The following is a 9828-nucleotide window of genomic DNA, read 5'->3' as shown; positions in this document are numbered from 1 at the left end:
TTGAGGTTGACGTTGCGGCGCAGGGCGTGGATGAGGTGGTTGCCGCCGATGGAGAGCGCGTCGCCGTCCCCGGTCACCACCCACACCGACAGATCACGTCTGCTCGCGGCGAGCCCGGTCGCGATCGCGGGCGCACGCCCGTGGATGGAGTGCATCCCGTAGGTGTTCATGTAGTACGGGAAGCGGGAGGAGCAGCCGATGCCCGAGATGAACACGATGTTCTCGCGGGCCAGGCCGAGTTCGGGCATGAAGCCCTGCACGGCCGCCAGGATCGCGTAGTCACCGCAGCCCGGGCACCAGCGCACCTCCTGATCGGACTTGAAGTCCTTCATGGATTGCCTGGCCTCGGCCTTGGGAACGAGCGAGAGCGCCTCGATCGTGCCCGTGCCTTCCCTGGACGTCTCAGCCATCGATGGCCTCCTTCAGAGCCGCTGCGAGCTGTTCGGCCTTGAACGGCATTCCGTTGACCTGGTTGTACGAGTGGGCGTCCACCAGGTACTTGGCCCGGATCAGGGTGGCGAGCTGCCCGAGGTTCATCTCGGGGACGACGACGCGGTCGTACCGCGCGAGGACGTCACCGAGGTTGCGCGGGAAGGGGTTGAGATGCCGCAGATGCGCCTGCGCGATGCGGTGTCCGGCGGTGCGCAGTCTGCGGACGGCCGCGGTGATCGGCCCGTACGTCGAACCCCAGCCGAGCACCAGGGTCCCGGCCTCGTCCGGGTCGTCGACGACGAGGTCCGGCACGTCGATGCCGTCGATCTTCGCCTGCCGGGTGCGCACCATGAAGTCGTGGTTGGCCGGGTCGTAGGAGATGTTCCCCGTGCCGTCCTGCTTCTCGATGCCGCCGATGCGGTGTTCGAGTCCGGGTGTGCCCGGCACGGCCCAGGGCCGGGCGAGCGTCTGCGGGTCGCGCTGGTACGGCCAGAAGACCTCGCTGCCGTCCTCCGCCGTGTGGTTCGGTCCTTGCGCGAACTGCACCTGGAGGTCGGGCAGTTCGTCCAGCTCCGGGATGCGCCAGGGCTCGCTGCCGTTGGCCAGGTAGCCGTCGGAGAGCAGGAACACCGGGGTGCGGTACGTCAGGGCGATACGGGCCGCCTCCAGAGCCGCGTCGAAGCAGTCGGCCGGTGTGCACGGCGCCACGATCGGCACCGGCGCCTCGCCGTTGCGGCCGTACATCGCCTGCAGCAGGTCCGCCTGTTCCGTCTTCGTCGGCAGGCCGGTCGACGGGCCGCCCCGCTGGATGTCCACCACCAGCAGCGGCAGCTCCAGCGACACCGCGAGACCGATCGTCTCCGACTTCAGCGCCACGCCGGGACCCGAGGTGGTGGTCACCGCGAACGAGCCGCCGAACGCCGCCCCCAACGCCGCCCCGATACCGGCGATCTCGTCCTCGGCCTGGAAGGTCCGCACGCCGAAGTTCTTGTGCCGGCTCAGCTCGTGCAGGATGTCGGAGGCCGGCGTGATGGGGTACGAGCCGAGGAAGAGCGGCAGATCCGCCTGCCGGGAGGCCGCGACCAGCCCGTACGACAGCGCCAGGTTCCCGGAGATGTTCCGGTAGGTGCCGACCGGGAACGCCTTGGCGGCCGGGGCGACCTCGTAGGAGACCGCGAAGTCCTCCGTCGTCTCGCCGAAGTTCCAGCCCGCCCGGAACGCCGCGATGTTCGCCGCCGCGATCTCCGGCTTCTTGGCGAACTTCGATCTCAGGAACTTCTCCGTGCCCTCGGTGGGCCGGTGGTACATCCATGACAAGAGGCCGAGCGCGAACATGTTCTTGCTGCGCTCGGCCTCCTTGCGGGACAGGTCGAATTCCTTGAGGGCTTCCACCGTCAGTGTCGTCAGCGGCACCGGATGCAGGTGGTAGCCGTCCAGTGAGCCGTCCTCCAGCGGTGAGGAGGCGTAGCCCACCTTCTGCATGGCCCGTTTGGTGAACTCGTCGGTGTTGACGATGATCTCCGCGCCGCGCGGCAGGTCCTGGACGTTCGCCTTCAGGGCGGCCGGGTTCATCGCGACCAGCACGTTCGGGGCGTCACCCGGCGTCAGGATGTCGTGGTCGGCGAAGTGCAACTGGAAGGAGGAGACGCCGGGCAGCGTCCCTGCGGGGGCGCGGATCTCGGCGGGGAAGTTCGGCAGGGTCGACAGATCGTTGCCGAACGACGCCGTCTCCGAGGTGAACCGGTCACCGGTGAGCTGCATACCGTCACCCGAGTCCCCCGCGAACCGGATGATGACCCGGTCCAGCCGGCGGACGTCCTTGCCCGTCGCCGGTTTGCGCTGCTCTCCCAGTACTGCTTCGTCGGCCTGCTCCGCTGGGCTACTGACCTGGCTGGTCACTGAACTGGACCTCCCTCGAGGCGGCTGCCGGGGACGGGCCCTACCGCAGGCCCTCCCCACAGGATCAACCCTACGTCCGTAAAGGTCGGCTTCCCCGGGCCATTCGCATGATGGACACGGTTTTGAGACGCTTTGCCACCCTGACTTGTCATGATTTACACGCCCCCCGGCGCTTCTTGTGAAGACGCTCCCCGCTCGTGGTGTGGTTCTCCGGCCGGCGACGCCCGCCGGCCTTGGCTGACACGGTGTCAGTTCGTCAGGAGTTCAGGTAGGTCAGGACCGCGAGAACCCGCCGGTGGTCCCCGTCGCTCGGGGACAGCCCGAGCTTCAGGAAGATATTGCTGACGTGCTTCTCCACCGCGCCGTCGCTGACCACCAGTTGGCGGGCGACGGCGGAGTTGGTCCGCCCCTCGGCCATCAGCCCCAGGACCTCCCGCTCCCGCGGGGTGAGCCCCGCCAGCACGTCCTGCTTGCGGCTGCGCCCGAGCAGCTGCGCGACGACCTCCGGGTCCAGTGCGGTGCCTCCCTGCGCCACCCGCACCACCGCGTCCACGAACTCCCGGACCTCGGCCACCCGGTCCTTGAGCAGATACCCCACGCCTCTGCTGGAGCCGGCCAGCAGTTCGGTGGCGTAGCGCTCCTCCACGTACTGTGACAGGACGAGCACCCCGAGTCCCGGATGCGCCTTGCGCAGCTGTACGGCGGCCCGGACCCCTTCGTCGGTATGGGTCGGCGGCATTCTCACGTCCGCGACCACGACGTCCGGCAGCGCTCCCTGCGCGTCCAGGTCCGTGATCGTCTTGATCAGTGCTTCGCCGTCGCCGACGCCGGCGACCACCTCGTGCCCGCGGTCGGTCAGCAGCCGGGTCAGGCCCTCCCTGAGCAGCACTGAGTCCTCGGCGATAACCACCCGCACCTTGTCCTCCACGACGTTCGGCCCCCCGAGCCTCTGCCTCGGCCGGCGGTCTCCGGCCTCGTCCCACGGCTCCTCAGTATCCCGCGATCGGCCCTTCCTCACCGGGCCTGTGGATAACCTGGCCAGCCGATTTCCGGGGCCCGCGACCGGAGGGGGGCTTCCGGCCGGGTGCGCGTGCATACGCACGGATGTGCCCGCCTCCGGGGCCGAAGCCCGGGAGGCGGACACACGGAGCGAGGGGTGCCGCACGGTCCGCCAGGTGTCACATGCGGCCGGCGGCTCCGCGAGCGGGCGAAGGGGTCCTACACCGCCCGCCAGGGCAGCTCCGCGGTGATCCGGGTGGGTCCGCCCTTCGGCGAGTCCACCACCAGGATCCCGTCCACCGCGTCCAGGCGTTCGGTCAGACCCGCCAGGCCCGACCCCGCCGACGTGTCCGCGCCGCCGACGCCGTTGTCCACCACCTGGATCATCAGCCGGTTCTCCACCCGCCAGACGTCCACGCCCGCCCAGGTGGCCCGCGCGTGCTTGCTGATGTTCTGCAGCAGCTCGGAGACGGTGAAGTAGGCGATGCCCTCGATCGCGGGCACCGGCCGCTGCACCAGATCGACCTGCACCTCGACCGGGACCGTGCAGCGGGAGGCGACCGAGGACAGGGCGGCGTCCAGGCCGCGGTCGGTCAGCACCGCCGGATGGATCCCGCGGGCCAGGTCCCGCAGCTCCTGGAGCGCCGTCTTCACCTCGCCGTGCGCCTCGTCCACCATGCGCGCCGCGGCCTGCGGGTCCTCGGCCAGCTTCTCCTTCGCCAGCCCCAGATCCATGGCCAGCGCCACCAGCCGGGCCTGCGCCCCGTCGTGCAGGTCCCGCTCGATGCGCCGCAGGTCGGCGGCGGCCGTGTCGACCACGACCCCGCGGTCCGACTCCAGCTCCACCACCCGGGTGGCCAGCCGGGACGGGCCCAGCAGCCCGTGCACCAGCAGCCGGTCCACCATCGTCAGCGCCCGCACGATCCAGGGGGTGGCCAGCGTGAAGAGCAGCCCCACCAGCGCCGTCACCGTGATCTCGAACGCGTTGTCGAGGTAGATGCGGTGCGACTCGTCCCCGTAGAGCTGTATGCCGCCCTGTCCGCCGTACAGCGGGAAGACCCAGAACCACAGGGGGTACGTCAGCAGGGTCCAGCCGATCACCCAGAAGTTCACCGCGACGACGAAGGAGAAGGTCGCCCACGGCAGCTGGAGCACCGCGTACAGCAGGGACCGCCAGGAGACGCCGCTCTTCAGGACGGCACCCATCCAGGCCATGAACCCCTCCCCGCGCATCCGCAGCGGTTCCGGCTCGGAGACCTCCAGATCCAGCAGACCACGCGCGCGGGCCCGCTCCAGCGACCCCAGCCCCCGGCAGCCGGCCAGGCCCGCCGCCAGCACCGGGATGCCCAGGAAGGTCACCAGGAGGCCGGCGCCCAGCGACACCATGGTGACCGCGTAGGTGAAGAACAGGACGCTGATCGGCAGACTCAGCAGGACGAAACTCAGCTCCCGCCAGTGCCGTGCCTCGATGGGCGCCCGCAGCCCGGCGGGCAGCCGGCGGTGCCGCTCCGGCAGGTCGAGCCCGTACCCCTGTCCGTACTCCATGGCCATCGGCGTCGTCCGTTTCTGCTCGTGTCCTGCGGGTGGGTGCGTACCTCCACCCTCCTGCGTCCCAGGTCCCGGGGACATGGAGTCGTCCGGCGTCTTCGAAGGGGGGTTTTCCCTACCCCTGCTCCGGTACCCGGTCACGCCAGGGCAGCTCGGCCGTCACCGTGGTCGGCCCGCCCTGCGGGGAGTCGATGACGAACAGCCCGTCCACCGCGCCGAGCCGGTCGGCGAGCCCGCGCATCCCGGTACCGCCGTCCAGCCGCGCGCCCCCGCGACCGTCGTCCCAGACCTGGAGCAGCAGCCGGTCCTCCGTCCGCCAGGCCTCGACCGACGCCGAGCGCGCCCCGCTGTGCTTGCTGACGTTCTGCAGCAGCTCCGAGACGGTGAAGTACGCGATGCCCTCGATCGCGGCGGCCGGCCGCTCCGACAGATCGACCGTCACCTTCACCGGCACCGTGCACCGCGAGGCGACCGAGGACAGGGCGGCGTCCAGGCCGCGGTCGGTCAGCACCGCCGGATGGATCCCGCGGGCCAGGTCCCGCAGTTCCTGGAGCGCGAGCTTCACCTCGCCGTGCGCCTCCGCCACCATCGCGGCCGCGTAGTCCGGATCCTCCAGGAGCTTCTCCTTGGCCAGGCCGAGCCCCATGGCCAGCGCCACCAGCCGGGCCTGCGCCCCGTCGTGCAGATCGCGCTCGATCCGGCGCAGATCGGCGGCGGCGGTGTCGACCACCACCCCCCGGTCGGACTCGAGTTCGGCGATACGGCGCTCCAACTCGTCCGAGGGGGACAGCAGCCCGCGCACCATCGCCCGGTCCGCGTTGGCGAGCCCCCGCGCGATGAACGGCAGCACCGGCCACAGCACGAACAGCGAGGTCAGCGTGATGGTGAAGGTGAGGATGCCCCAGGGCAGCCGGATGAAGTCGTAGAGCACCGTGCGCCAGCCCACCGGGTCCTTCAGCATCAGCCACAGCTGGGCGAACAAGCCGTTGCGGCTGCCGCGCATCCGCAGCGGGGTCGGCTCGTCCACCCGCACCCCGAGCAGCGCCCGGGCCCGGGCCCGTTCCAGCTTGCCGAGCTGCCGGGCGCCCAGCAGGCCCAGGGCCAGCAACGGGAAACCGACCACCGTCACCGTCATCCCGACCCCGGTGAACAGCATCGTCACCACATAGACGAAGCCGAAAAGGGAGGCCGGGAGGTTCACCAGGAGGTGCGCGATCTCCTTCCAGGTGTGCCGGTCGTAGGCGAAACGAGCCGGCGGCAGCGGCTCCGTGGTGTCCGCTCTGCGCGCTCGGCCGCTGCTCGGGGCGTGCGGGAGGGACGGGTGGCGTTCGGTCATATGGGCTAGCGTGCCGGTCGAGCCGCGCTCGCGCCATGAGGTGGACCGCCGCGATCCCCTGGGGAAAACCCCACCCACGCCGCACAAGCCATGACAGGCTGCTTACGCTCGCTTTAGCAGGGCCTAGACTCCCGTGCGTACAGATCGTCGAACGGCTGTGTTCACTGGTCAGGGAGCGAGGGACGGACGTGCCGGAAACGACCGTCGTCGTCGCGGCGGACAAGGGTGTCGTCGTCTCGGCGGATTACTTCCAGTCCTACTCGGTGGTCGGACTGCTCGCCGTGGTCGGCGTGCTGTTCGTCGCGGTCGCCTTCGGGGCCGGGCGCCTGCTGCGACCCGTGGTCCCGACACCCGAGAAACTCATGACGTACGAGTGCGGTGTCGACCCCGTCGGCGAGGGCTGGGCCCACACCCAGGTCCGCTACTACGTCTACGCCTTCCTCTATGTGATCTTCGCTGTGGACTCGATCTTCCTGTTCCCCTGGGCGACGGTCTTCGCCGCGCCCGGCTACGGCGCCACCACCCTCGTCGAGATGTTCATCTTCCTCGGCTTCCTGACCGTGGGTCTGCTGTACGCATACAAGAAGGGCGTCCTGGCATGGACGTGACCCCCTCCTCTTCCGAGCCCGTGCCGCTGCCGGAGCCCAAGCGGCTGGGCGCGCTCGCCCGCCTCGCGCCCGAGCCGATGAAGGTCGTCCTCAACTGGGGCCGCCGCTACTCGCTCTGGGTTTTCAACTTCGGCCTCGCCTGCTGCGCGATCGAGTTCATCGCCGCGTCGATGGCCCGCCACGACTTCATCCGCCTCGGCGTGATCCCCTTCGCGCCGGGCCCGCGCCAGGCCGACCTGATGGTCGTCTCCGGCACGGTCACCGACAAGATGGCACCCGCGGTCAAGCGTCTGTACGAGCAGATGCCCGAGCCGAAGTACGTCATCTCGTTCGGCGCGTGCAGCAACTGCGGCGGCCCGTACTGGGATTCGTACTCGGTGACCAAGGGCGTCGACCAGATCATCCCGGTGGACGTCTACGTGCCGGGCTGCCCGCCCCGCCCCGAGGCACTGCTCCAGGGCATCCTGAAGCTCCAGGAGAAGATCGCCCGGGAGTCGCTGGGGGAGCGGTACGGGGTGACGCGCCCTTCGGTGGCTGCGCTGCAGAGCGGACTGGTCACGGGGCCTGCGGCTGCGCCGGGTTCGGGTGCGAGTTCGGGTTCGGGTTCGGACACGGGGTCGGTTGCTGGTTCCGGGGCTGATTCCGGTTCCGGTTCTGGTGCTGGTTCGGTTGTGGCGGACGGGTCGGTGGCGGGTTCTGCTTCGTCCAACGGATCGGCCGCGGAGCCGAGTTCCCGACCGGCGGGTGAATCCGCAGCGGATTCCGACTCCGGGGAGGCGAGATGACCACGATCGGCTGGCTGCCGGCCCCCGTCGAGGAACTGTTCGGCACGGAGGCCACCGCCGAGGAGTCCTACGAGGTCCTCACCGTCGACGTACCGCCGACGTCCTGGATCCAGGCGCTCCGTACGGCACGCGACGAACTGGGCTGCACCTACTTCGACTGGCTGAGCGCCGTCGACGAACCCGGCACCGGCTTCCGCGTGGCCGCCCATGTGGCCGCCCTGGCCCCGGTACGCCGACTGCTCCTGCGTACGACGGTGCCGCACGAGGCCCCGGTACTGGCGTCCGCGGTCACGGTCTTCGCCGGCGCGGGCTGGCACGAGCGCGAGACCCACGAAATGTTCGGCGTCACCTTCGAGGGCCACCCGGGACTGGAGCACCTCCTCCTCCCGGAGACCTTCGAGGGGCACCCCCTGCGCAAGGACTTCGTGCTCGCCGCGCGCGTCGCCAAGGCGTGGCCCGGCGCGAAGGAGCCCGGCGAGTCCGACCACGGCGGCCCCAAGCGCCGCCAGATGCTTCCCCCGGGCGTCCCCGACCCCAACGAGTGGGGCCCGCTCAAGGGCCGGGTGCCCGCCGCCCCGGCCCGTCCGGCACGGGGTGCGGGCCGCGCCACGGGCGAGCGTCCGGCGCGGGGCGCGGCCGCGGGAGACCGTCCCGTACGGCGTGCCCGGTCCGTCTCGGAGGGCTCGGCGAGCCAGAGCGCGGCACCGGAGGCCGCCCCGGCGCCCGCTGCCGAAGGCGCGCCCCCTGCTGCTTCGCCGCGCCGGTCGCGCAGTGTCGGCGAGGGCTCGGCGAGCCGGCGGGCGGGTACGGAGGAGGGCGGGGCCGCCGACCAGGCCGGCCCCGGATCCGGTCCGGCCGCCCCGGAGGGCACCGGCGCCCGTCCCGCACGCCGTTCCCGCAGCGTGAGCGAGGGTTCCGCCTCCCAGCGGACCACGCCCGAGGCGGCCGGGGACACCGCGGCCGCCCCGCCCCGGCCTCCGCGCAGCCCGGACGCCCCCTGGCACCACGCCCGCCCGGCGTTCGAGGACCAGGAAGCCGCGCCCGATGCGGCTTCGCAAGCCTCCGGAGCCGCCGAGGGCGCGAATACCGCCCCCGGACCCCAGCCCGGCCGCACTGCCGCAACCACGGACGAGCCCGGGACCGACGCACCGGACGAGGCCTCCGGCGAGAGCCACCCCGAAGACCCGAAGCCCTCCTCCGCAGACCCGAAGTCCCCCTCTGAAGACCCGGAGAACCCCTCAGGAGGCCCGCGGTGAACGACGTGCTCGACGTCACCCTGCGACTCCTGATCGTCTTCGTCGTCTTCCTCACCTTCCCGCTGCTCATCGGTCAGACCGAGCACAAGGTGATGGCCCACATGCAGGGCCGCCTGGGCCCGATGTACGCCGGCGGCTTCCACGGCTGGGCCCAACTCGTCGCCGACGGCGTGAAGTTCGCGCAGAAGGAGGACGTGGTCCCGGCCGGCGCGGACCGCCGTGTCTTCCAGCTCGCCCCCGCCGTCGCCCTGCTGCCGTACCTCCTCGTCCTGCTCGCCATCCCGATCGGCCCAGGAGAGGGCGCCGTCGGCGAGGTCATCGACGCGGGTGTCTTCTTCGTGCTGGCCGTCATGGGCGTCGGCGTCCTCGGCGCCCTCATGGCCGGCTGGGCCTCCGCCAACAAGTTCTCCCTGCTCGGCGGCCTGCGCACCGCCGCCCAGCTGCTCGCCTACGAACTCCCGATGCTCCTCGCCGCCGCCTCCGTCGCCATGGCGGCCGGCACGGTCTCCCTGCCCGGCATCCTCGACGCCTTCGAGTGGTGGTGGCTGCCCTGGCAGATCGTCGGCGCCATCGTGTTCTTCGTGGCGGGCCTGGCCGAGCTGCAACGCCCGCCCTTCGACATGCCGGTCGCCGACTCGGAGATCATCTTCGGCGCGTACACCGAGTACACGGGCCTGCGTTTCGCGCTCTTCCTGCTCGCCGAGTACGCCGGGATCGTCGTCCTGTGCGGTCTGACCACCGTCCTCTTCCTGGGCGGTTGGCACGGCCCCTGGGGCGCCGACGGACTCGGCTGGGTCTGGACCCTGCTGAAGACCGCGCTTCTCGCCTTTGTCGTGATCTGGCTGCGCGTCACCTATCCCCGCCTGCGCGAGGACCAGCTCCAGAAGCTCTCCTGGACCCTCCTCGTCCCCCTCGCCCTCGCTCAGATCGCCCTCACCGGCGTCGTCAAGGTGGTGATCGCGTAA

The 9828-nt window shown here is 70.9% G+C and carries 8 protein-coding genes and 1 pseudogene; 4 read left to right on the top strand and 5 right to left on the bottom strand.

All coding sequences use genetic code 11. The features are described from left to right. The 5 genes from ABT296_RS33850 to ABT296_RS33830 all read right to left on the bottom strand — a co-directional run. Nucleotides 1-410: thiamine pyrophosphate-dependent enzyme (locus ABT296_RS33850; RefSeq protein ID WP_351933155.1), on the bottom strand; the 410-nt coding region annotated here is incomplete at its 3' end. Next, a complete protein-coding gene (locus ABT296_RS33845; protein ID WP_351933154.1) occupies nucleotides 403-2331 on the bottom strand; it encodes a 2-oxoacid:acceptor oxidoreductase subunit alpha in 1929 nt (642 codons plus the stop codon). The genes ABT296_RS33845 and ABT296_RS33850, both read right to left, overlap by 8 nt. A 256-nt stretch (nucleotides 2332-2587) precedes the next feature. Continuing rightward, nucleotides 2588-3247, bottom strand: a complete 660-nt coding sequence (locus ABT296_RS33840; protein ID WP_351933152.1) for a LuxR C-terminal-related transcriptional regulator — start codon at nucleotides 3245-3247, stop codon at nucleotides 2588-2590. A 302-nt stretch (nucleotides 3248-3549) separates the two neighbouring features. Further along, nucleotides 3550-4881 carry a sensor histidine kinase gene (locus tag ABT296_RS33835; RefSeq protein ID WP_351933150.1) on the bottom strand — a complete coding sequence of 444 codons (1332 nt, stop codon included), beginning with the start codon at nucleotides 4879-4881 and terminating at the stop codon, nucleotides 3550-3552. Between the two features lie 112 nt (nucleotides 4882-4993). Next, on the bottom strand, nucleotides 4994-6214 hold the full coding sequence (locus ABT296_RS33830; RefSeq protein WP_351933149.1) for a sensor histidine kinase: 1221 nt from the start codon (nucleotides 6212-6214) through the stop codon (nucleotides 4994-4996). Nucleotides 6215-6402: 188 nt separating this feature from the next. Here ABT296_RS33830 and ABT296_RS33825 point away from each other — a divergent pair, with 188 nt between their 5' ends. The 4 genes and pseudogenes from ABT296_RS33825 to ABT296_RS33810 all read left to right on the top strand — a co-directional run bounded on the left by ABT296_RS33825 (nucleotide 6403) and on the right by ABT296_RS33810 (nucleotide 9828). Further along, nucleotides 6403-6822, top strand: a complete 420-nt coding sequence (locus tag ABT296_RS33825) for an NADH-quinone oxidoreductase subunit A (protein ID WP_351933147.1) — start codon at nucleotides 6403-6405, stop codon at nucleotides 6820-6822. Then, a pseudogene (locus ABT296_RS33820) lies at nucleotides 6813-7457 on the top strand (NADH-quinone oxidoreductase subunit B); the annotation flags it as partial. The gene ABT296_RS33825 and the pseudogene ABT296_RS33820, both read left to right, overlap by 10 nt. A 146-nt stretch (nucleotides 7458-7603) precedes the next feature. Continuing rightward, entirely contained in the window at nucleotides 7604-8863 is a 1260-nt protein-coding gene (locus ABT296_RS33815) for an NADH-quinone oxidoreductase subunit C (RefSeq protein ID WP_351933145.1), read from the top strand. Further along, nucleotides 8860-9828 carry a complex I subunit 1/NuoH family protein gene (locus ABT296_RS33810; RefSeq protein ID WP_351933143.1) on the top strand — a complete coding sequence of 323 codons (969 nt, stop codon included), beginning with the start codon at nucleotides 8860-8862 and terminating at the stop codon, nucleotides 9826-9828. Before ABT296_RS33815 ends, ABT296_RS33810 begins: the two co-directional genes overlap by 4 nt.

The organism is Streptomyces sp. NPDC000983 (genome assembly GCF_040299205.1).
In the GTDB taxonomy this organism is placed as follows: Bacteria; Actinomycetota; Actinomycetes; order Streptomycetales; family Streptomycetaceae; genus Streptomyces.
This window is presented reverse-complemented; position numbering and strand designations above follow the sequence as displayed.